The 22,646-nt window shown below is 63.7% G+C and carries 15 protein-coding genes; 5 read left to right on the plus strand and 10 right to left on the minus strand.

The window, feature by feature from the left end; translation table 11 throughout:
• Nucleotides 1-36: 36 nt before the first annotated feature.
• From FE782_RS32445 to FE782_RS26765, 7 genes are all read right to left on the minus strand, one after another.
• Entirely contained in the window at nt 37-192 is a 156-nt protein-coding gene (locus FE782_RS32445) for a beta-galactosidase (RefSeq protein WP_158299563.1), read from the minus strand.
• Nucleotides 189-2,573 carry an alpha-L-rhamnosidase-related protein gene (locus tag FE782_RS26740; protein ID WP_138197424.1) on the minus strand — a complete coding sequence of 795 codons (2,385 nt, stop codon included), beginning with the start codon at nt 2,571-2,573 and terminating at the stop codon, nt 189-191. Before FE782_RS26740 ends, FE782_RS32445 begins: the two co-directional genes overlap by 4 nt.
• Nucleotides 2,563-4,197, minus strand: coding sequence for a response regulator (locus FE782_RS26745; protein ID WP_138197425.1), 1,635 nt, complete (start codon nt 4,195-4,197; stop codon nt 2,563-2,565). The genes FE782_RS26740 and FE782_RS26745 overlap by 11 nt, the downstream gene beginning before the upstream one ends.
• Nucleotide 4,198: 1 nt before the next feature.
• Nucleotides 4,199-5,983: a sensor histidine kinase gene (locus FE782_RS26750; RefSeq protein WP_138197426.1), complete on the minus strand. Its 1,785-nt coding sequence runs from the start codon at nt 5,981-5,983 to the stop codon at nt 4,199-4,201.
• A gap of 1 nt (nt 5,984) precedes the next feature.
• Nucleotides 5,985-7,688 (minus strand): extracellular solute-binding protein, encoded by a 1,704-nt coding sequence (locus FE782_RS26755; RefSeq protein ID WP_158299564.1) that lies wholly within the window; start codon nt 7,686-7,688, stop codon nt 5,985-5,987.
• Between the two features lie 125 nt (nt 7,689-7,813).
• Nucleotides 7,814-8,149: an MGMT family protein gene (locus FE782_RS26760; RefSeq protein ID WP_138197428.1), complete on the minus strand. Its 336-nt coding sequence runs from the start codon at nt 8,147-8,149 to the stop codon at nt 7,814-7,816.
• Between the two features lie 635 nt (nt 8,150-8,784).
• Nucleotides 8,785-9,672 carry a glycoside hydrolase family protein gene (locus FE782_RS26765; protein WP_158299565.1) on the minus strand — a complete coding sequence of 296 codons (888 nt, stop codon included), beginning with the start codon at nt 9,670-9,672 and terminating at the stop codon, nt 8,785-8,787.
• Nucleotides 9,673-9,857: 185 nt separating this feature from the next.
• Here FE782_RS26765 and FE782_RS26770 point away from each other — a divergent pair, with 185 nt between their 5' ends.
• The 3 genes from FE782_RS26770 (at nt 9,858) to FE782_RS26780 (ending at nt 14,273) form a co-directional block, all read left to right on the plus strand.
• Complete coding sequence (locus tag FE782_RS26770; RefSeq protein ID WP_158299566.1) at nt 9,858-12,491, plus strand: cellulose binding domain-containing protein; 2,634 nt, start codon at nt 9,858-9,860, stop codon at nt 12,489-12,491.
• Nucleotides 12,492-12,515: 24 nt separating this feature from the next.
• Nucleotides 12,516-13,076: a hypothetical protein gene (locus FE782_RS26775; RefSeq protein WP_138197431.1), complete on the plus strand. Its 561-nt coding sequence runs from the start codon at nt 12,516-12,518 to the stop codon at nt 13,074-13,076.
• A gap of 120 nt (nt 13,077-13,196) precedes the next feature.
• Nucleotides 13,197-14,273 carry a lactonase family protein gene (locus tag FE782_RS26780; protein WP_138197432.1) on the plus strand — a complete coding sequence of 359 codons (1,077 nt, stop codon included), beginning with the start codon at nt 13,197-13,199 and terminating at the stop codon, nt 14,271-14,273.
• A gap of 187 nt (nt 14,274-14,460) precedes the next feature.
• On the opposite strand, the gene speD is transcribed toward FE782_RS26780, so the two are convergent.
• Both speD and FE782_RS26790 read right to left on the minus strand, forming a co-directional pair.
• Nucleotides 14,461-15,300 carry an adenosylmethionine decarboxylase gene (gene speD / locus FE782_RS26785; RefSeq protein WP_138197433.1) on the minus strand — a complete coding sequence of 280 codons (840 nt, stop codon included), beginning with the start codon at nt 15,298-15,300 and terminating at the stop codon, nt 14,461-14,463.
• Nucleotides 15,301-15,504: 204 nt separating this feature from the next.
• Nucleotides 15,505-18,603 (minus strand): glycoside hydrolase 5 family protein, encoded by a 3,099-nt coding sequence (locus FE782_RS26790; protein ID WP_138197434.1) that lies wholly within the window; start codon nt 18,601-18,603, stop codon nt 15,505-15,507.
• Nucleotides 18,604-18,709: 106 nt separating this feature from the next.
• Between FE782_RS26790 and FE782_RS26795 the strand changes: the two genes are divergently transcribed.
• Nucleotides 18,710-19,732 carry a LacI family DNA-binding transcriptional regulator gene (locus FE782_RS26795; RefSeq protein WP_138197435.1) on the plus strand — a complete coding sequence of 341 codons (1,023 nt, stop codon included), beginning with the start codon at nt 18,710-18,712 and terminating at the stop codon, nt 19,730-19,732.
• 50 nt (nt 19,733-19,782) lie between these two features.
• On the opposite strand, the gene FE782_RS26800 is transcribed toward FE782_RS26795, so the two are convergent.
• A complete protein-coding gene (locus FE782_RS26800; RefSeq protein WP_138197436.1) occupies nt 19,783-21,537 on the minus strand; it encodes a glycoside hydrolase family 2 protein in 1,755 nt (584 codons plus the stop codon).
• A gap of 176 nt (nt 21,538-21,713) precedes the next feature.
• Here FE782_RS26800 and FE782_RS26805 point away from each other — a divergent pair, with 176 nt between their 5' ends.
• Nucleotides 21,714-22,631: an ArsR/SmtB family transcription factor gene (locus tag FE782_RS26805; protein WP_138197437.1), complete on the plus strand. Its 918-nt coding sequence runs from the start codon at nt 21,714-21,716 to the stop codon at nt 22,629-22,631.
• The last annotated feature ends 15 nt before the right edge of the window (nt 22,632-22,646 follow it).

Consider the following 22,646-nt stretch of genomic DNA (forward strand, 5'->3'; position numbering starts at 1 on the left):
ATTGATTATGTGACGGACATTTGATTATTTAGCGGGTTAACTTCCTGCGGCGCTTCCGCCAGGACGGCGCGCCGCCCAAGCGAATTCGGCGATCCGGATGTACCGGATCCCGGCGTCCTTCAGCTTGCGGTAATCGACCGGCCACGCATCCGGCGACTCGTGTTCCGGATCATACGCGACGCCCAGCTTCATCCCGCCGCCTCCTCGTCCGAACGCGCGATCGCGCACGAAACCTCGATGCCGGCGCCGTCCATCCGGTCGAACGCGCGCGTCTCGCCGTTCGGCAGGGCGACGACGACCGGCGTGTCCGCCGGACCGCTCGCGCGCAGCGCGAACTCGCCGCCGTCGATCGTCCATGCGACGCGTACCGGGCCGCGCGGCGTCGCGACGACGCCTTCCGCGGACGTTAGCGGCCCCGGCGTCGGCGACAGCTCGATCGCGGCGAAGCCCGGCTCGCGCGGCTTTACGCCGAGCAGCTCCGCGGGGAACTCGTGCAGCGGCATGGCGCCCCAGGCGTGGCAGTCGCTGCGGACCGACACCGGATCCTCGACCCACGCGGTCAGATGCAGCTCGACCTGCTCGCGCCACGCGTCCCACATCGAGAACGAATCCGCGTACGCTCCGGCCGACGCGAGCGCGCGGAACGCGTAATACGTGTTCGCGTAAGACGCTTTCGCGAGCGACGCGTCGGCGAGCGTCGTCCGCAGCAGCCGCGCCGCTTCTTCGCCGGCGACGGCCCCGCTCAGCACCGCCCAGATTTGGGCGTGCTGGCTGTACTGCTCCGCCTCCGGACCGTCGCGGAACAGCCCCCCCTCCGCCGACCGGCAGCGGAGCCGTACCGCGTCGCGCACCGATGCCGCGCGCTCGCGATATTCCGCGGCCGTATCGCGCCGGCCCGTCCGCTCGTTCAGCTCCGCCGCCATGTCGAGCGATGCTGCATACATGAGATTGTACACCGTCAGCGGGCCGTCCTTCCCGGCCGGCGGCGCGCCCGCGGTGTCCCTCCAATCGAACGTCCAGTCGACGAACGACCAATACGCCTCCGGCATCGCGCCGACGAGACCGTCCGGCCCGCGACGCCCCTCGAACCAGCCGAGCACCGCGTCCATCGTCGGCCGGTACATACGCACGAGCGACTCGTCGCCGAAGAAGCGGTAATGATCGTGCACCATCATGATCCAGAACAAGGCGAAGCCCGGGATCACCTGCGGGCTGACGGACGGATATCGGCTCTGAAGCATGCCGGACGGCAGGAGCGAGCTGTGGAAATCGTACATCGCCTTGCGGGCGAGCCGGTCGTCGGCGCTGACGTAATACGTGAACAACGCCTGCAGCCTCGTGTCGAGCTCGTATTGCATCTGCTCGTAATACGGCGTGTCCTCGTACGTTTCGTGCATGCAATTGCGCAGCGTATTGAGGCTGATGTCCCAGAGCGGCCGCAGCGAGGCGTCGGAGCTGGAGAACGAGGCCGAGACGTCGAGCGGGTAGCCCGTGCGCCGGATCGAGAACCTCCGCACGTCGACCGCCTCCTCGCCCGCCTCCACGGTCAGAGCGACGAAGCGGAACGCGCGCCGATGCAGCGGCTCGTACGTCTCCGGATGCCTCTCCGTTCCGATCCCGAAGGCGACGTATACGTCCTCGAAGCCGTACAGCGCCTTCCCTTCGGGATCGTCCCGGACGGCTTTGTTCCGCTCCCCGCGCGGGCCCGGCGGGTACTCATAGCACTCCGAGTACAACACGCGCACGGTCGCGCCCGCGCCGCCGGTCAGCTCGAGCCGGACGTGGCCCGACATAAACTCGCCGGCATCGAGCTCGAACCGCGCGACATCGCCCGCCGCGACCGTCGCCGCCTCGAACGGGCCGCCGAGCGCCGTCTTCGTCAGCGCGGCGGCGCCGTTCCGGCCTTGCACGAGCTCGCGGAACGGCGCTTCGTCGTCTCGCATCGGCGGAATCGTTCGCTCCGCCAGCTGCCACGGGGTCAGCTGGCCGAACATCCGGTCGTGCGTCGCCGACACGATCTTCGCCGCCTGCCAATCGGAGGCGTCGAACTCCGGCCGCTCCCAGCCGTGCGGCAGCAACCGGCCGTCGACCGTCTCGCCGCCGCCGACGAACAGCGTGAACGTCTCCCGCTGCATCGCGAACGCCCCTTGCGGCGCCCGGTGCGCCGTCCAGGCCGCATCGGTGTCGATCGTTCCGACGGTTCCTTCTCCGTCCGAAATGTCCCCCTCGAGCAGGAACGCCCCGCGCGGCGAACGCCATACGGACAAAGGACCCCGCCCGGTGCCGTAATGGAGGGCGACCGCCGCGATGACGTTCCGCCCCGGACGCAAATACGACGACGCCTCGACGGTGTCGTAATAATGCGTGTATTGATCGCCCTTGGCCGGACCGACCGAGACGAGCGCGCCGTTCACGAACAGACGGTATCGGCTGTCCGCGGACACGCGGACGTTCAACCGGTACGTACCGTCCTCCGGCAGATGGAACGCGCGCCGGAACCGGACGACGTCCACGTCCTCGCCCGGTCCGTCCGCCCAGATCCAGGATGCGCGCCATTTTCGATTATTTTCCATATCTTAGTTCCCCTCCGCTTCGAAATTCGCTTGCGCTGATGCCCGTGTACGCCTTGAACCGCTTATAAAACCAATCCAGCTCTCCGTAGCCGACGGCCTCGGAGATTTCGTACACCTTCAGGTCGCTGTGCAGCAGCAGCTCCTTCGCCTTCTCCATCCGAACCTGCAGCAAGTAATCGTTGAACGACATGCCGGTATTCGCCTTGAACAGCTTCCCCAGGTAATTCGGGTTCATGTAGATGCGCTGAGCGACGCCGCGCAGGCTGACGTCGTCCATATACCGCGCCTGCACGATGCTCTTCAGCTCCTCGATCACCTTGTTCGGGCGCAGCTCGCCGAGCGACGCGAGCGCGACGAGCACCGCCTCGCACTTGCGCTCGGTCAGCCGGCGCAGCTCCTCGATCGTCTTCACCCGCAGGATCGCCTCGTAGTCGCCGAACGCGCGGTCGAACAGCAGCTCCTGGCTTGCGCCCGTCTCCCGCGCGATGCGCGCCAGCTGCACGAACAGCTCGATGACGACCGGCTTCGCCCGCTGCGCCGTCGCGCCCGAAGCGCGGAAGCCGTCCCACAGCCGCGCGAGCGACGCCTCCGCGTCCTCTCGGCGGAAGTGGCGCACCGCGTCCAGCAGATGAGCCGTGATCGAGCGAAACAGCTCGTCGCCCGCCCCGCCGACTTCGCCCTCGCCGTCCGCGCCGTTCGCTCCTTCGCCTTCGCCGCGCACGGACAACACCGCGCCCGCCCCGGTCAGAAACTTCCGGTCGAGCGCCTCTTCCGCCTCGCGGAACGACTCGCGCACCGTCGCGAAGCCGCGGGCGCAAGCGCCGACGCCGACGCTGACCGTCTCCTTCGCGTACAGCGCCGTCGACGCCGCGATGCGCTCGGCCCGCGCCCGGAGCGCGGCGGGCTCCGTCGACGCGGCGCCCGCGTAAAACAAGACGCCGTATCGGTCCTCCGCGTCCTCGAACACGAACCCTTCGCCCGCCGCGAGCTCCTCGCAGATGTTGCGGACGGCGTAGCGCTTTAGTTCGGTGTCCTTTTCCGAGAGGCCTTCGCCTTCCTTCCCTCCGCCGTAAACGAAATCCATCTCGACGACGAGGCAAGCGAACGTCTCCTCGATCCGAGGCGGGAAACCGACGAGCGCGCGCTGCTCCTCGAACTCCTTGCGCCCGACCGCCCCGTGCGCCAGCCGGCGCAGCAGCTGGTCGCGCATCGCCGACAGCCCGAGCCGGTGCCGCCGCTCCGCGAAGCGCCGCTCCTCGAGCTCCTCGGCCGTCCGCCGCAACGTCGCGATCAGCTCGTCTTCGTCGACGGGCTTGAGCAAATACTCCTTCGCCCCGAGCTTCAGCCCTTGCCGCGCGTATTCGAAGTCGTCGTAGCCGCTCAGGATGACGACGGGACAATCCGTCACCTCCTTCATCCGGGCGATCAGGTCGAGACCGTTCATCGTCGGCATCCGGATGTCGGTCAGCACCAACGCGTAATGGCGCTCTTTCAGCAGCTCCAGCGCCTGCAGCCCGTTCGCCGCCTCCGAGCGGATCGCGAAGCCTTGTTCCTCCCAGTCGATCAAGTAGCGGAGGGACTCCCTTGCGACCGGCTCGTCGTCCACGATCAATACGTCGTACATATTAGGAAACCTCCTCTTTCCGGGTCGCCGTCGCCGTCGGGATAATCATCGTGACCTGCGTACCCCGGCCTTCTTCGCTGTCGACGACGAGCCCGTATTCGTCCCCGTACAGCTGCCGGAGCCGAAGATGCACGTTGCGCAGGCCGATATGCGCGTCGAGCTCGAGACTGTCCGCCTGGCGAAGCCAGCCTCGCACCTCGGCCAGCCGCGCCGCCGGCATGCCGAGCCCGTCGTCGGCGACCGTAATATGCAGCCGGCCGTCCTTCGCCTCTCCGCGGATGCGGATATGCGAGCGGACCGGGTTCAGCTCGACGCCGTGCGACAGCGCGTTCTCGACGAGCGGCTGCACGCACAGCTTCGGCACGTCCGCCCCGCCGAACGATTCGTCCAGCTCGATCGAATACGAAAATTTATCCCCGAATCGATACTGCTGAATTTGCAGGTAGATGTCTACGAACTCCATCTCCTCGGCGAGCGGGATCGTCTGCCCGCCTTTCTTCAGCATCATGCGGAACGACTTCGCGAGCAGCCCGACGACCTTCGCGTTCTCCCGCTCGCCGGAGATGAGCAGCTTGCCGCGGATCATGTTAAGCACGTTGAACAAGAAATGCGGATTGATCTGCGTCTGGAGCGCATACAGCTCGACCTCCTTCGTACGAAGCTCGTGCTCCCTGCGGTCCAGCTCCGATTGGTACACCTCCCGAATCAACTCCCGCAGGCGGCGGACCATCATGTTGAACATCTCGCCGAGCTGCGCGACTTCGTCCTTGCCCTTCACGACGACGAAGCTTTCGAAGTTGTCGCGGCTCAGCGTCCGCATCTTGCCCGACAGCTCCGACAGCCGTCTCGTCAGGCCGACGGAGAAGATCGAGATGAGCAGCGCCGAGACGAGGAACGCGACGAGCAGCAGCGCGACGGCCAGCGACTTCAGCTGATCGATCTTCGGCATAATCTCGGTGAGCGGGACGTAGCTGACGACCTTCATGCCTTTGATCGTGTTGCGCGAATCGAGCGTCTGGAAGAAGATTTGATACGTCTCTCCCGAGTTCCGGTACGTGAAGTTGCCGCTCGACGCGCCGGACGCGAGCTGGTCCCGGAAGGGCAGCGCGTCGATCGCGGCGTACGGCTCCTCGGCCGCGGTGTCCAACAGCACGTCCCCGTTCGGCAAAATAAACAGGAACCGCTTGCTCTTGCTCTCCTCGTTAATGAGGTCGAGCAAGACGTCGATCTTGATCTCGAGCGAGACGACCCGCTCCGAGTCGCGATCGAAGTTGTTCAGCCGCTTGCGGAAGCTGAACACCGGACGGTTGTCGCCCGCCGTGACGTACGGCATCGTCCAGATGCCGCCGTTCCGCGTCTCGAGCGTCCGGCGATACCAGTCGCTGCCGCGCACCGTCTCGTCGATCGCGAACACGTTGGCGAACCGGAACGTCGGATTGTCGCTGTACTGATGGAAGTTGTAAATATCCTTGGATATTTGAATCGCCGAAACGAACGGCTGGTAGTAGTCGAAGTACATCCGGTACGCCTCCCGGTCGTCCGTGTATCGCTTCGTCGCGGCCAAGTCCAGCGCGTTGTTCAAGAAGATCGCGTTCGCGATCTCCTCGTACGATTGCAGCTTGTTGTCCAGGTTGGAGGCGACCTGCGACAGCGACAGCTCGTTATTTTCGGCGATCGTCTCGAAGACGAGGTCGGTGCTCCGCTTCATGAAGACGTACGTGAGCGAGCCGAGCAGAAACAGGACGAGAAATAGATTCGTCAATATGAGCTTCGTTCGAATTTTCATCTCAATCGCCGCCTAAGCTTTCGCTGTACGTCGTCACGAATCGGCGCCAGAGCCGCGTGTAGGCGGCGTTCGCCTTCCGCACGCCCGCCTCCTCTTCCTCGGCGACGAATGCGGCCCATGCCGTTTCGAATTCGGCCTCGGTCGGCGCCATCACGATGTTCGGCACATGCTTGCGCCACGTATCGTCCATACGTTGCTCCTCGACCTTCGTCTCCTCCGGCGGCGTCAGCTGCCACAAGAAGCCCGGCACCTTCTCGACCGGCGGCAAGAAATCCGCCCACACCTGCTTCCCGTACGCGCCTAGAACCGCCTTCGTCGTCTCGTCGTAGCTCGCGCGGACGTAGTCTTTCGTCAGCGGCGTCGCGTAATCGCCGTCGGCGAGAAGGGCGCCGTGTCCGATGCCGAACCACATGTGGTCGCCGGTCGACACGCTCTTGAAGCCGCGCTCGTAGTCGATGTCCACGTCCGTCTGCCGGCGCCGCAGCAGCTCCGGGTCGATCGTCCGTTTGCCGTCCTCCACCGTGTAATCCTCGCCTTCGATGCCCCATTGCGTCAAAATTTGCCCCTCGTCGGAAAACAAAAAATCGATCATCTTCACGATCCGCTCGGGCTCCTTCGCCTTGCTCGAGATCGTCCATTGGGAGCTGCCGGCGCTCGTCGGCGTAATCGCATTGGAGCGGTCGACCGTCTCCGCGTCGAAATACAGCGGGAGGTGCGCATACGCCCGCTCGGGCTTGCCGGCCGCGCGCAGCGCTTTCTCCGCTTCGTCGACCATCCAGCTCGGCGCGTACGCCGCGAGCACCCGGCCTTGGGCGATCTTCGCCTTCAACGTCATTTCGTCCATGGAAAACGCTTCGCGATCGAACAGCCCTTCCACATACAGCTTGTTTAAAAACTTGTAATATGCCTTCGTATCGTCGGACACGGGATTGTACCGAACATCGCCGTCGGCGTCGATCGTGTAGTTGCCGTGGTCGGGGTACCCTTTTCCGAAAATGACCGGATTGTTGAACGCATGCTTCATCGTCCACCCGTTCATGTACGCGCCGAAGCCGATCGTCTCGTTCCCGTCGATCGTCGGATGCTTCTCGACGTACGCGCGAATAAGCTCGTACAGCTGGTCGAACGTGCGGAGCTCCGGATAGCCGGCTTCCCGCAGCACCTCGTACTGCACGATGAAGTTGCCGCTGCTGTCGGCCGGGGCCTCCTGCGCGTTCTTGACGGAGTAGAGCGAGTAGATGTCGCCGTTCTCGTCCTTGAGCAGGTTGTAGTACTCGCCGTATTTCTCCTTGATGTGGGGGCCGTACGCGTCGATGAGATCGTTCAGCGGAATGATCGCTCCCGCTTCCTTGTAGCGCGCCGTATATTTCGGGTCGAGCACGATAATGTCCGGGTAGTCGTTGCCGGCGAGCCACAGATCCCAGCGCTGGAACTGCTCGCCGATCGTCAGCTCGTATTCGAGCGCGACGCCGGTCTTCGCCGTAATGACGTCGGTGATCGGCGTCCCCCAGCGCAGCTTATCGTCCGCCGTGTTGATCGAGTACGTCGCCGGGCCCTCGCTTCGTTCTCGCGCGGCGGCGGTTTCCGGATCGCCGGTTTGCGGCTCGGCTTCGCCGGCGTCGCCCGGCACCCAGGCGCAACCCGCGAGCGACGCGGCGACCAACAGGAGCGGCCACGGCGGCATCGGTTTCGAACATCGTCCCATGGAGTCACGCATCCCCTTCTTCTCCCAAAGTCGGCGCAGCGGGCGCTTCTATCATTATCCGGCAAGCGCTTTCGGTTTTGAACCCGGGAAGAGGGAGGTCGTCGCCGGGGAAAACGGACCTCTTCTTAGCCGTCTTGCGGGGTTATGTCGGTGGAGGAGTCGCGGTGCAAGTATGCCCCTAAGTCGAGGCGGCCGTCTTCGTCGACGTCGACGCCCTCTTGTCGAAGCAGCTCCCGCTGCGCGTATCGGCCCTCGTCGTCCGCGAGCGCGATGCGCCCCTGCGCGTTGACGACGCGGTGCCACGGCAGGCCGTGCTTCTCGCTCATGGCGTGCAGGATGCGCACGACCTGCCTCGCGCCTCGGCGGCTGCCGGCGGCTTCGGCCACTTGGCCGTACGTCATGACGCGCCCGGCCGGGATCCCCCGGATGACCGCGACCGCGCGTGCGGTGAACGGCTGCATGGCTTCTTCCTCCTCTGTTCGTCGCGCTTGAGCGCGCTTTCTTCTATGTATCTATCATATCGCCCGGGCGCCGCCGCGTGAACTAGAAGTTTGCGACAGCCGGTGCCGGCCGCCTGCGCGCATTCGCGCTTTACGCGGACTAAGCGGATTTTTCCGCTTATAACCTCGTATTCGCACTTATCTCAGCACTTTAAGCGGATTTTTCCAACTTATAACCACGTACCCGCGTTACTTCTACACTCCTCATCTAGGCCGGCACATTTTCTTCCCCCTCCAAAACCGCCGTTCCCGCACCTTCACCGAAACAAACTGCTCAAAATTTGAGCTCATTTCGCCCAACTGCTCAAAATTTGACACTTCTGCCCGCCCGCCGTCCACGCTCCCCCTCCAAAACCGCCGTTCCCCCACCTCTACCGAAACAAACTGCTCAAAAATTGAGCTCATTCCGTTCAACTGCTCAAAATTTGACACTTCTGCCCGCCCGCCTCAAAAACGAAAGCTCCCCTCCCGATCCCGGGAGAGGAGCTTAGCGGCGCTACGCCTTATTGGCTGAACAGTCGGCTCTGCGGCAGGTGCCGGCACTCCCGTCGACGGCAACGCGGTTCTGCGTGCTTCCGCCGCTCAACTTTCTCGATTTATTCCTCCGCCGCCCAAACCAGAGGCGCAATCGATACGCCCCCTTCGTGAGGCGCCCCCTTGCCCCTCCATCCGCACGTCGTCATCCACCACGTCCCGGTATCCGGATCGCGAACGACCTCCGGCGCGTGTCCGAACAGCTTGGCGACCGGGACCGCCCCGCCGTCGCCGCCTCGGTAATCGCCGAAGTCGAACGGATTGGCCGAGCGGAAGACGAGCGTATCGTTATACGTTTCGTCGCTGCAGTCCGTGTACGTGACGAACAAGTAATAGTACCCCTCGCGGAAAACGACGTAAGGCGACTCGGTCGCCCCCCAAGCGCACCGCAGCGGCGCCGCTCCCGACGTCGTCAGCGCGTATTGGACGAACCTCCACTGCTGCAGATCGTTGGACACGTAAACCGAGATGCAGCCGTAGCCGCCCGGCCGGACGCCGGTCGCGTACATGACCCACGTGTAGTCGTTCAGCCGCATCACCATATGATCCCGATGACAGGCGTCGACCGGCGAGCCGATCAAGGCGACGTCGTTATTGATCCAATGGTACAGCTCGTTGGAGACGGCCAGCTTCGTCGGCGCGGGCCCGTAGTACATGTAATAGCGGCCGTTCGCCTCGACGATGCCGGGCGCCCACGCGCGAGTGCCGTGGTCGATCGTCTTCCCCTTTTCCATGAACTCGGCTTCCAGGCTTTTCCCGCTCGCATGCACGAAGTACCGTTCGTGCTCCGGATCGATCGACGCGCCCAAACTCGTAATGCCGAAGAGATGCCACGTCCCGTCGGCCGCCCGGACAAGGCTGTGATCGTTCACGTAGTTCCCCGTCTTCTCGGGCCGGAACAGCAGCCGCCACTCTCCCGCGATCGCGGGTCGATGCGGTTTCGCCTTCATCAACATTCCCCCTCTTGGTCAATGCGGCCTCGCCGCTTACGCATTCCGTTTCGACGAAGGAAGCGTTTTCCCTTCCAAGTCGGCTTGTGAAATAAATTTTCAAAATGTGGCGCGCACCACAAAAATTTGTTTCAACATCCGGTATGATAGCACCTGTGATCAATTTTGAAAGGAAGAATGTGGAAGTGGAGAAAACAACGCGGAAGAACCGCGGCACACGCGGATGGGCCATGGCATTGGCCTGCACGGTGGCGCTGAACGGCATATTGGCGTTCGGCGGATGGAACAAGGCGCCGGTCGCTTCGGCGGCGGCCGAAGGCCAGGTGAAAGTTCAGTTTTACAACGCGGGGCGTTCGGAGACGACGCAGCAGCCAAGCCCGCAGTTCAAGGTCGTGAACGTCGGATACGCGCCGATCGCGCTCGAGGACGTCAGGCTGAAGTATTATTTCACGGCGGACGGCGACGCTCCGATGGCGTTCGATTGCTGGACGCCGGTCGGCAAGGATAACTTGACCGTCCGCTTCGTCAAGCTGGCGACGCCGGTCGACGGGGCCGATCATTCCCTGGAGATCGGATTTACGAGCGGCGCCGGCGAATTGGCGGCGGGCGGCGCCCTCTCGATCGTCGGTTGGTTCAATAAGACGAATTGGCATTCGTTCACGCAGACGAACGATTACTCCTTCAACGGCGTCGACTCGGATTACGTCGACTGGGCGAAGGTGCCGGCGTTCTTGGACGGCGAGCTTGTCTGGGGCGAACGGCTGGCCGACGAAGGGACGACGGCGGACCCGAATCCGAATCCGAATCCGAATCCGAATCCCGATCCGAATCCGGACCCTGAACCGGAGCCGGAGCCGGAGCCTGAACCGGAGCCGACGACGACGATTACGGTGTACGGCAAGACGGGAACGAACGCTTCGACCCAGATGCCTTCGCCGGAGTTCGAAATCGTCAACAACACGGCGTCTCCGATCGAGCTAAGCGGCTTGAAAGCACGCTATTACTTCACGATCGACGGTGAGCAGCCGCTCTCGATCGGCTTCTGGTCGACGGTGACGAAGGAGAACGTGTCGACGCGGTTCGCGAAGATGCCGATCCCGTCCGAGACGGCCGACCACTACCTCGAGATCGGCTTCGCCGAAGGCTCCGGCACGCTCGCGCCGGGCGCCAAAGCCGGCGTCTATACTTGGATCAATAAGAAGGATTGGTCCGCCTTCGACCAATCGAACGACTATTCGTTCCGGAACGACGGCACGTTCGGCCCGGCGCCGACGATCGTCGGCTACCTGGGCGGCGAGCTCGCCTGGGGAACCGAACCGACGCTGTACGACATGCCGGCGTTCCCGGAAGGGATCGTCGCGACGCCAAGCGACGATCGCATAACGTTGACGTGGCAGCCGGTCGACGGCGCCCTCGGGTACGACGTCGAGGCGGACGGCCGTTTAATCGAGAACGTGCAGAACGTTTCGTTCACGCACGACTGGCTGAACCCGGGCACGAAGCACACGTATAAGGTGCGCGCCCGCGGCGCGGCGATGCCCAGCGTCTGGAGCGCGCCGGTTACGCTCAAGACGACGGGGGCGCAGCTGTTGCCGCCGCCGGCGAACGTACGCGCCGAAAAGACCGAGACGTCGATCGCGCTGACGTGGAAAGCGCTGGACGAAGAGATTACGGGCTACGACGTCGAAATCGACGGCGCCGTCGTCGACGCGGGTCTGCAGACGTCCTATACGCACGCCGGCTTGACGTCCGGCGAGGTGCACGCGTACCGCGTCCGCGCGAAGGACGGCGCGACGGCCGGACCGTGGAGCGATCCGATGCGCCTGAACACGCTGCGGAACCCGACGCAGACGTTCGACGTCTCGTTCGAGATCGATCCCGCCGCCGAACGCGCGCCGATCTCGCCTTACATCTACGGTACGAACGACGATCTGGAAGGCACGGAGAACTGGACCGCGCGGCGCCTCGGCGGCAACCGACTCTCCACGTACAACTGGGAAAACAACGCGTCCAACGCGGGCGCCGACTGGATGCACTCGAGCGACGGCTACGTGCCGTGGTATTACGGCGGCGTCGACTGGGCGCAGCACGGCGTGCCGGGCATCGGCGCGACCGCGTTCCACGAGAAGTCGCTGCGGAAGAACGCCTACTCGCTCGTGACGCTGCAAGCGGCGGGCTACGTGGCGAAGGACAAGAACGGTCCGGTGAACGCCGGCGAAACCGCGCCGGGCGACCGCTGGGCCTTGGTGAAGCCGACGAAGGGCGCGCCGTTCGCGGAGACGCCGGACACGACCGACGGCTACGTCTACATGGACGAATTCGTAAACCATCTCGTGAATACGTTCGGTCCCGCTTCCTCGGCGACGGGCATTAGGGGCTACGAACTCGACAACGAGCCGGGCCTCTGGAGCGAGACGCATCCGTTCATGCATCCGGAGCATACCGGCGCGGCGGAAGTGCTGAACAAGGGCGTGGCGCTCGCCTCCGCCGTGAAGAACGTCGACCCGTCGGCGGAAGTGTACGGACCGGTCTTGTACGGCTTCAGCGAATACCTCGACATGCAGAGCTCGCCGGACTGGCCGACGATCAAGGGCAACTACGACTGGTACATCGACTACTACCTCGATCAGATGCGCGTCGCGTCGGCGCAGCAGGGCAAGCGGCTGCTCGACGTCCTCGACCTGCATTGGTACCCGGAAGTGTCGGGCGGCGGCGTGCGCATTACGGACAGCGACACCGACGACAATGTCGAAGCGAACAAGACGCGCATTCAGGCGCCGCGTTCGCTGTGGGATCCGAGCTACCGCGAAAACAGCTAGATCGGTACGTGGTACTCGAAGTTCTTGCCGCTCGTTCCGAAGCTGCAGGACTCGATCGACACGTACAATGCCGGCACGAAGCTTGCGTTCACGGAGTACAACTACGGCGGGGAAACGCATATTTCGGGCGGTATCGCCGTGGCGGACGTCCTGGGCATTTTCGGAAAATACGGGGTGCACTTAGGAACTTATTGGAAAATGGTGAACGGCCGCGCCGATGCGCCGTACGCTTCCGCCGCGTTCAAAATCTTCAATAATTACGACGGCGAGAACGGCGCGTACGGCGATACGAAGGTGAAGGCCGAGACGTCCGATATCGAAAACAGCTCGATCTACGGCTCGACGTTCGAAGACGGCAACGGCGATCTGCACATCATCGCGATCAACAAAAACTACGACTTCGACATGAATGCGTCGTTCTCGATCGCAGGCGATAGAACGTATACGTCCGCACGCGTCTTCGCCTTCGACGAAGCGAGCGCGGCCATTACGGAACGCGCGCCGGTCGAGTCGATCGATGGCAATGCCTTCGCGCTCCGCATTCCGAAATTGACGGTCGCCCACATCGTGCTGAGCGCGGAATAATCCGCGGCTCCGCGGCAAGCAAGCCGGTCCTCGCGCGCGAGAGCCGGCTTGTTGTTTTTATGTCGTCCGGTAGGCGATAATAGGAGGTGACATTTTCTAGACGCGAGGTGCATCTTCGGAATGAAAGATATCTTCTTCATAGGTTCATATGCGAACGCCGATTCCAGCGGCGTCTATGTTTGCGAATTCGACCGCGCAACGGGCGAGATCGCGCTGCTCGGCAGTTATGCCGGCTTGCAAAACCCGACGTTCCTCGCGGTGCACGAGCCGAGCCGCAAGCTGTACGCCATTACGGAGCTGGCCGGCGAGGACGGCGCGAAGCGCGGCGCGGTCGCGGCGTTCGACATCGACGCCGGCTTCGGGCTGTCGCTTCTGAACATCGCGGAGACGATTCCGGCCCCGACCTGCCATGTCGAGCTCGATCGCACGCGCACGGCGTTGATGACGGCGAGCTATCACGGCGGCATGGTCGGCATGAACCGCATCGAGCCGGACGGCGGCGTAGGCGCCTCCAGCGACGTGCGCCGGCACGAGGGCGCAAGCGTCCATCCGGCGCAGGACCGTCCGCGGGCGCATTCCGTCACGGTCGATCGGAACAACCGATTCGCGGTCGCCTGCGACCTCGGCGCAGACAAGATCGTCACGTACCGGCTGGACCTCTCGGCCGGCGCGATGGAGCCCGTCTCGGCCGTCTCGCTCGCACCGGGCGCGGGGCCGCGCCACTTCGCTTTCCATCCGACGCTGCCGGTCGGGTACGTCATTAACGAGCTCAACGCCACGATTACGGCTTTCGCTTACGACGAATCGTCCGGCGCGCTCGAGGAAATCCAAACCGTGCCGACGCTTCCAGCATCGTACGAAGGCGAGAATGCATGCGCCGACGTTCACGTCTCGCCGGACGGCCGCTTCCTGTACGGCTCGAACCGCGGGCACGACAGCATCGTCGTCTTCCGCATCGATAACGGCGGCGCGCTGTTGCTCGTCGAGCACGCGTCCGTCTCCGGCCGCCATCCGCGCAACTTCGCCTTGTCGCCGGACCCGGACGCGGCGTACCTGCTCGCGGCGAACCGCGACACGAACGACGTCGTCGTCTTCCGGCGGAGCGTGGTCACGGGTCGCCTGAGCGAGCCGGTGTCCCGCTTCTCCGTCGGGAAGCCGGTGTGCATTAAGTTCCTAAACGGGAAAACCTCCCGCTAATTCCCCTTCGAAACCGCGAAAAACAGGATTTAACCGGAAAACCTCCCGCTAATCGGCGCCCAAACCGTCAAAACGACGAGGGCACGCCAAATTAGAGGGAGGTTTTCCGTTTCGTAGACCGTATTCGATGGATCATCCCGAATTAGAGGGAGGTTTTCCGTTTCCTTGACCGTATTCGATGTTCCGTCTATTGCACCTGATCGATCGAGCCGCTCGAAATCGTCCGTCCATAGAAAATCTCGTCCATCTCCGTCCGCAGCCGATCCTCGATCGTCTCCGCCTGCTCCGGCGTCAGCTTATCCTTCGTGTACCCGAACAAGTAGTTGTTCAAGTCGAACGCCTTCAGCTTACATTTCGTATGGAAGATGTTTTCCTGGTACACGTTCACGTCGATCATGTGAAACTCCTCTTTGACTTCCTCCGGGATATAATTCTGGATCGAGCTGATGTCGTGGTCGATGAACAGCTTGTTCCCTTCGATGTCCCGCGTGAAGCCTCGCACCCGATAATCGATCGTCATAATGTCGGTGTCGAACGAATGGATCAGGAAATTGAGCGCCTTCAGCGGCGAAATCTCCCCGCACGTCGAGACGTCGATGTCGGCCCGGAACGTGCTGATGCCCTCGTCCGGGTGGTACTCGGGGTACGTATGTACCGTAATATGGCTCTTGTCGAGCTGCATGACGACCGATTCCGGCAACGGACCGGGCGATTCGGAGTACGACTCGTTCGGTACCTCCACCACCGGTCCCTCCGAGACGAGCAGCGTCACGCTCGCGCCCTGCGGCACGTAATCCTGCTGCGCCACGTTCAGCACGTGGGCGCCGATAATTTCGGCGACATGGCCGAGAATCATGCGCAGGCGGTCGGAATTGTACTGCTCGTCGATATACTCGAGGTACGCCTCCCGCTCCTGCTTCGTCTCCGTATAGCAAATATCGTACATGTTAAAGCTCAGCGATTTCGTCAAATTGTTGAAGCCGTGCAAGGTGACGCGCTGCTCGTGCGTTAATGGGGTTAATGTCATCGGGTCCGCTCCTTGTTCCTGGTAGTCCTTTAATTACCAGTTTGCCCAAGAACGTCTCCTCTTACCCACGTTCCCGCTCATTCGCTTACCGATCGCAGCCATGCTTCGATGCCCCGCGTCAACGCCGCCTGCGACCCGTCCCCTCCCGGGCGATGCAAACAGCCCGGCCTAACAAGGCCGAGCCGTTCTGCATCGCGATTTAGACTATTCCACGTCGATCCGGACTTGATGCGACCGGTACGACGCCTCCACCGCGCCGTCCCGCCCGGCGAAAAACAGGACGCTCCGCTCGCGCTCCAGCGCGAACGAATAACGTCGGCCCGTCGCCGGATCCTTCACCCGGATGTCCGCGTCCGCGCCCGATTCGGAGACGAAGACGAACAGCGCCCCGTCCCGGAACGTCAGCTTGCGGCCGTATACGCCCGGCGCGTCTCCGCCGGCTTCCCACTCCAGCTCCGCGGCGACGCCGGCTTCCCGCATCGCCTTCGCGTATACCGCGCGGAGGACGTCGCTCCGCTCGTTCAGCTCGATCGGCAGCGGGCACCAGAGCAGAGTCCCCTTCCCGAGCGGATACGATCGGAGGACGAGCTCGCTCACGTCTTCCGGACGCTCCTTCGCGAGCGACGCGATGCCCGCTCCGCCGAACGACGCCGGGTAGCTGCGTCCGTCGATCGTCAGCCGCTCTTCGCGGAGCACGTTCTCGACGACCGTCGGTCCGACGACGTCCGCCAAGCGGCCGCTCGGTCCCCAGTACGCGTCCAGTCCGATCGGTCCCGTCAGGAGCGCCGTCCCTCCGTTCGCGCGGACGTCTTCCGCCAACGCGGCGAGCGCCTCGTCGCTGAAGTTATGCGCGCTCGGCACGATCCAAAGCTTCGGCCGCTCGCCCGCCGTCCGGTCCAGATGGTATTCGGATACGCCGCGGAACGGCGTCTTCATCTCGTACGCGAGCACCCGCGTCAGCCGCGTCGTCGCGTCGTAAGAAAACTTCCGATTGGAGAAGTCGTTGGAATACGGATACACGACCGCGATCTCCTCGAGCGTACGGTCTTCGAACCGTTCTCCCGTCTTCCCGACGAACGCGCCGAAGTCGTAGGAAACATCGGCCTCCGGCTTCTCCGTGCCGTCCGCCCGCAGCGCGCCGATGTTCGACTCGTTCACGTTGTCCATGAAGTAATTCGTATTCCAAATCCACTGCACCGCGCCCGCGCCGCCCGTCGCGAACGCGTACGCGTACTTCCGCTCGAGAATGTTGCGGAGCTCTTCCTCGGACCGCTTCGCGAAGCCGTTCGCCGCTTCGACGTACATAATTCCCGTCTCCTGAACGAGATTCGGCTTATGCCCGTCCTTCGTGAACAGACCGTCCCACACGAGCGCGTCCATCATCCACCACGTATGCACCGTCGTGTAATCGACCGCCTCCGCGTAGAAGAACGGCGACGGCCGGCCCCCGGCCAACCCTTCGTCCTGCCCGACGGTGACGAGCTGATTCGGCGCGGCCGCCTTGATCGCGCCGACCAGCTCCCGCGCCCAGCGGTTGTGCATCTCCATCGTGAAGAGCGCATAGTCGAGCCAGACGAGCCCCTTCTTCGAGCGTCCCACGTCTTGGACGTGGAAGTTGATGTCGTCCCGCTCCGGCGGCCGCGCCGCCTCGAAGCTCGGAAGCTCGGCCGGCGTCATGTTCCAGCGCTCCTGCAGCAGCCGGATCGAGCCGTGTCGCGACTTCAGCCACTCGACGTACGCGGCTTGCTCGAAGCGGTCGCGGGAGGAGGCCGGCCCGGAGAACACCCGCTTCGGGTCGAACATCGAAGGCTCGTTGATCAAATCCCACTGCACGTTCGTCGTCGTCCGATGGCGCGAGACGACCGACAGGATGAACCGCTTCTGCGCCTCCACGCTGCGCGGGTCGAGGTACGGGTTCGCCCCCTCCCACGTCTCCGGCGTGAACGAGAAGAAGTTGAACGTTACCTCGAGCTCGTGCTTCTTCGCCGTCAGAACGAACGCGTCGATCGCGCGCAGCACCTCCTCGGAGAAGTGGCCGTCGGCGAACATCATCTGCCGCCATGCGGTCCATACCCCGGTTCGAATCAGGTTGATGCCGGCTTTCTTCATCTGCGCCATGTCGCGGTCCCACGCCTCGACGTTCGGCAGGAACAAGAACTTGCGGGCGACGTCGCTCGTCATATAGGTCATGCCTACGATCGGGAGCGGCTTGCCGTTCTTGACGAAATAATCGCGTCCGACGGCGAGCGGCTCGCCGGCCTCGAGCAGCGCGCGATCCATCCCCCAATAGCCTTGCCGAAGAACGCGCCGCTCCCCGTCGTCCGCCGTCGCCACGCAGACGACGCTGTACCGGCCCGGCTCCACGAGATCGGGCGCCGCGAACCGTTCGAAGCGCAGCGCCGCGTCCGCAGCCATCGTCCACTCGCGCTCCCACGCGGGTACGACTTGCCCGTTCCGCTCGAGGGACGCCTCGCAGCGGAACGTCCACGTCCGCGGCGCGGCGCCGCGAATCGTCTGCGCCTGCAGCGCGAAGCTCGCCCGCTCCCCGGGCTCGTAGCTGCCGTACCCGGGCTTCAGCCACAGCTCCGTTACGCCCTTCGAGACGAAGTCCGCCATTTCGGCGAGCGCGGCCGCGCCGTCCTGCGTCCAGAACCGATCGCCGAGCGGCTGGCTGACGAACGCCCAGCGTCCCCCCGCGTAAGCGCCTTTCGCATGCTCCATCAGCACGGCCGGCGCCGCCGTCTCCCGCCCGTCCGCGGAGACGCCCGTCAGCAGCGGATAGATGCGCGCGTCCATCGGACCGGCAGAGCCGTGTTCGTGCGGACTGTCGCTCTGGCGCGTGACATGCAGAATCAGGCCGTACGTGTCCGCGACGTCGAACAGCGATTCGCGCCCGCTCAGCAGCGGGATGTCCTCGTTCGCCCGAAGCGACGCCGCCCGCGAGCCGTCGACCCGCAGCGCTTCGTGAATGAGCAGCTGGCGGTGATACGCCGTCTGCTCCCGCTCCGTCTTCCACGCGCCGTCTTCCCGGTAGACCGGGATGCGGAACGGCGCGCCGCCGAGCAGGACGAGCCCGCCGCCGCGCTCGAGATACCCCAGCAGCTCGGGCCAAACCGCCTTCGGGAAATACGGACCGTGCAGCGTAACGAAGCTGTCCGCCGTCGCCAACGCCTCGGCGATCCCCTCGGCGTCGACGATCGATCCCCATGCGCCGATGCTTCCGAGCTGCGCTTCGTCCGGTCTCGTTCCGTCGTACGGGAAACTCTTATCGTAGAAAACTACTTTCTTGCCGGAAGCCACCATAAATAAAGCCCTCCCAATGTCGTGTTGTTAGTTTCGTTAGGTTGTCGTTAGCTGAAATTTGCTATATTCTATTGATTACCTAACAATCCGTCAAGGAGGGATTCCGATGCCCCGACGCGTCTCCATGCAGACGATCGCCGATTCGCTGCGCCTCTCGAAATTCGCCGTCTCCCGCGCGCTGTCCGGCAAGCCGGGCGTCAGCGAGGAGACGCGCCGCTCCGTCCTCGCCGCGGCGCGCGCGCTCGGCTACCGGCTGCCGAAGGGCGCACCCGAAGCGGAAGCGGCCGAGCCGATCGGCGGGGCCGCATACGCGTTAATTTGGATGGATCCGACGATGCAAAACGAATCCTCCTACTGGGCGCGCCTGCTGACGGGCGTGACGACGGCCTGCCGCGACCTCGGTTGGGAGCACGCCGTCGTCTCGCCGAGACCCGACGCCCCGCCGACCTTCCCCGCCTACATGGACCGCGAGGCATGCATCGGCCACATCGCCGTCGGCACGCTGTCCGCGGAGACGCTCGCGTCGGTGCAGGCGATGGGCGGGCCGCTCGTGCTGCTCGATCACGAGGAGCCGCTCGTCCGGGCCGACGCCGTCTTGAACGCCAACGCGGACGGCGCCGAGCTGCTGACGAACCATCTGCTGTTCGCCGGGCGGCGCTCGTTCGTCTTCGTCGGCGACGACGCGTTCGCGCCGAGCTTCCGGGAACGCTGGCGCGGCTGCCGGCAGGCGATCGACGCCTTCGGCGGCGGCAAAGGCGCGCGGCTGCGCAAGTGGACGGTGCCGTACGCCGAGCCCCGCTGGGCCGACGGCCTGCACGCGACGCTGGCCGCGCTCGGCGCCGGCGAGCTGCCGGACGCGTTCGTCTGCGCGAACGACCATATCGCGCTCGAGACGCTGCGCGGGCTGCGCCGCGCCGGCCGTCGCGTCCCGGACGACTGCGCCGTCGCCGGCTTCGACAATGTCGAAGCGTCGGCCGCGGGCGACCCGCCGCTCACGACGGTCGAGCTCGCCAAGGAAGCGCTCGGCCGCCGCGCCGCGGAGCAGCTCGCCCGGCGGAAGGAGAAGCCCGGGGAGCAGCCGGAGAAAATTCTGCTCTCCGCGCGGCTCGTCCCCCGGGCGTCCGGATAAACGCAAAAAAGACCGCAAGGCGGCATGGAAGCCCTGCGGTCCGACGCATCTTATCGCGCGTCCAAAATTTCTTTGATTTTCTCGAGCGGCACCTTCGGCGTACGGTCGTACGTAAGGAGGCCGTTGATTTCTTGTTCGACGTCGGTAAGCTGCGTATAGCAGTACCCTTGCACGACGCCGGAGCGGCGAAGCGGCTGAATGACGGCGCGCAGCCGCTTCAAGTAATCTTCGTCGTCGCTGGCGCCGGAATACCCCCAGCCTTCCCAATCGCTCTTCTTGAACGCGATGCCGCCGAACTCCGTGACGAGAATCGGCTGCCCCTCGTACTCGAAGCCGCCGACGCTGAGCCGACGGTTCGCCGGCATCGCGTTCACCGCGCTCTCCACAGTGCTGTATCGCTGCTCGAGCACCTCTTGACGCGACTCGTAATCGTGAATCGTGAACAGGTCCGTCTTCACGAGCTCCCAGCCGTCGTTCGAGACGACCGGCCGCGACGGATCGAGCGACTTCGTCAGATGGTACATCGCCAGCGCGTGCTGCTGCTGCCGCTCGTCGATCTGGATGTTCGGCACGCCCCAGCTTTCGTTGATCGGCACCCATGCCACGATGCAAGGATGGTTGTAGTCGCGCTCGACCGCCTCCTGCCATTCCGCGGTCATGCGGCGCGAATACGTCTCCGAGAAGTCGCAGGCGTTCGCCATCTCTCCCCAGACGAGAAGCCCGAGCACGTCGCACCAATACAAATACCGCGGATCCTCCACCTTCTGATGCTTCCGCGCGCCGTTGAAGCCCATCGCCTTCGTCAGCTCGACGTCGCGCTTGATCGCTTCGTCGCTCGGCGGCGTCAGGTTGCCGTCCGGGAAGTAGCCTTGATCGAGCACGAGCTTCATGAAATACGGCCGGTTGTTCAGATTGAACTTCCCGTTTTCGATCGATGCCTTGCGCATCCCGAAATAGCTCTTCGCCCGGTCGACCGACGCGCCGTCGACGAGCAGCTCGTATTCGACGTCGTACAAATTCGGCCGGTTCGGCGACCACATCCGGTCCATGCCGTGATCGTTCAAGCCGGGCAGCTTCACCCGACGGCTCTCTTCGGCGTCGCGGACGCGGACGAGATCCTCCGCCACGAATTCGCCCTTGAACGTGATGACGGTCCGCAGCATCACGTCTCGGCCCTCGATCGAACCGTTCACGAACGCGCGGATGCGAATTTCGTTCGTATCGATGTCCGGCGCGTATTTCACCTTCTCCAAGTAGATCGGGGATACGGACTCCGCCCACACCGACTGCCAGATGCCCGTCGTCCGCGTGTACCAGATGGCGCGGGATTTCTCCTCCCAGAACTGCTTGCCCCGCGGTTGGAACAAGTCCTTCCCGCGGTCCTCCGCCCGCACGACGATGACGTTGTCGCCGCTCGCGCTCAGCGCTTCCGTGACGTCCGCCGAAAACGGCGTATGGCCGCCGAGATGCGTCGCGACGAGCTCGCCGTTCACCCACACGCTGGACTCGTAATCGACCGCGCCGAAGTGCAGCAGCACTCGCTTGCCCGCGAACGAAGCCGGCGCCTTCCATGTCTTCCTGTACCAGACGACGTCGTGGAAACCCGTCTCGCCGATGCCGCTCAGCTTGCTCTCGAACGAGAACGGCACTTGAATCCGCTTATCGAGCGGCGTCTCACCCTTCTGCCACTTGGCCGACAGGCCGACGCGCGCGTCGTCGAACGCAAATTCCCACTCTCCGTTCAAGCTTTCCCAAGCATCCCGCACGAATTGCGGGCGCGGATAATCCGGTCTTGGCGACGTCATCTTCGAAACAGCTCCCTTTTTCGTAAATATAATGATTAAGCAATTAATGAACGAGTTCACGTTTCCAACCCAATTGTAATCGCACCCATTCATTTCGTCAACATATAAGTTGATTAGTTAACTGTTAAGTTATATAATCGTGAAAAAGGGTCGCTGTAACGACAGGAGGGGTGTCCGTGCGGCTGCAAGCGGATCGTACGAATGTAGCGATCTTCGAATGCTTCTCGTCCGAATCGAGGCTTCGCATAATCGAGCTGTTGAACGAACGGCCGATGAACATTAAAGAGCTGGCGGACGCGGTGGGCTTGTCCTCCGCGATCGTAACGAAGCATGTACAGAAAATGGAGGAAGCCGGACTTCTCGTCACCGAGTCGATCGCAGGCAAGCGAGGCATGCAGAAGCTGTGCCGGCTCGCCCTGGACGAGCTGACGCTCGTGCTGAAGCGAGGGCCGGCGGCAGGGGAGCGCCCCGCCTCGGCCAACCGGTACGAGGTGTCGCTCCCGGTCGGCCAATATTCGAGCTGCGCGGTCAAGCCGACCTGCGGCCTCGCCTCGGAGCACGGCATGATCGGCATGGTGGACGATCCGCGGTATTTCTCCGATCCGGAGCATGTGAAGGCGAGCCATCTGTGGTTCGGCAGCGGCTTCGTGGAATACCGCATTCCGAATTACTTGCTGCGGAATCAGACGGCGCTCAGCCTCGACATCTCTTTGGAAATCTGCTCGGAGGCGCCGGGTTTCAACGAAAATTGGCCTTCCGATATCAGCTTCTACGTGAACGATCGCTTGCTCGGCACGTGGACGTGTCCGGGCGACTTCGGGGAGACGCGCGGGGTGTATACGCCGGAGTGGTGGATCAACCGTTCGCAGTACGGCTTGCTGAAGACGTTGTCCGTCGGACCGACGGGCGCCTACATCGACGGCGTTCGCCTGTCGGACGTGACGCTCGACGCGCTCGGTCTCGCCTACGGCGAGACGATCTCGTTCCGCATCGCCGCCCTCGAGACGGCGCGCAACGTCGGCGGGGTTACGCTGTTCGGGAAGGGCTTCGGCAACTATAACCAGGACATCCATGTGTCGCTGACGTATGCGTAGTCAAGAAGAACGCAA

Source organism: Paenibacillus antri (genome assembly GCF_005765165.1).
Taxonomy (GTDB): Bacteria; Bacillota; Bacilli; order Paenibacillales; family YIM-B00363; genus Paenibacillus_AE; species Paenibacillus_AE antri.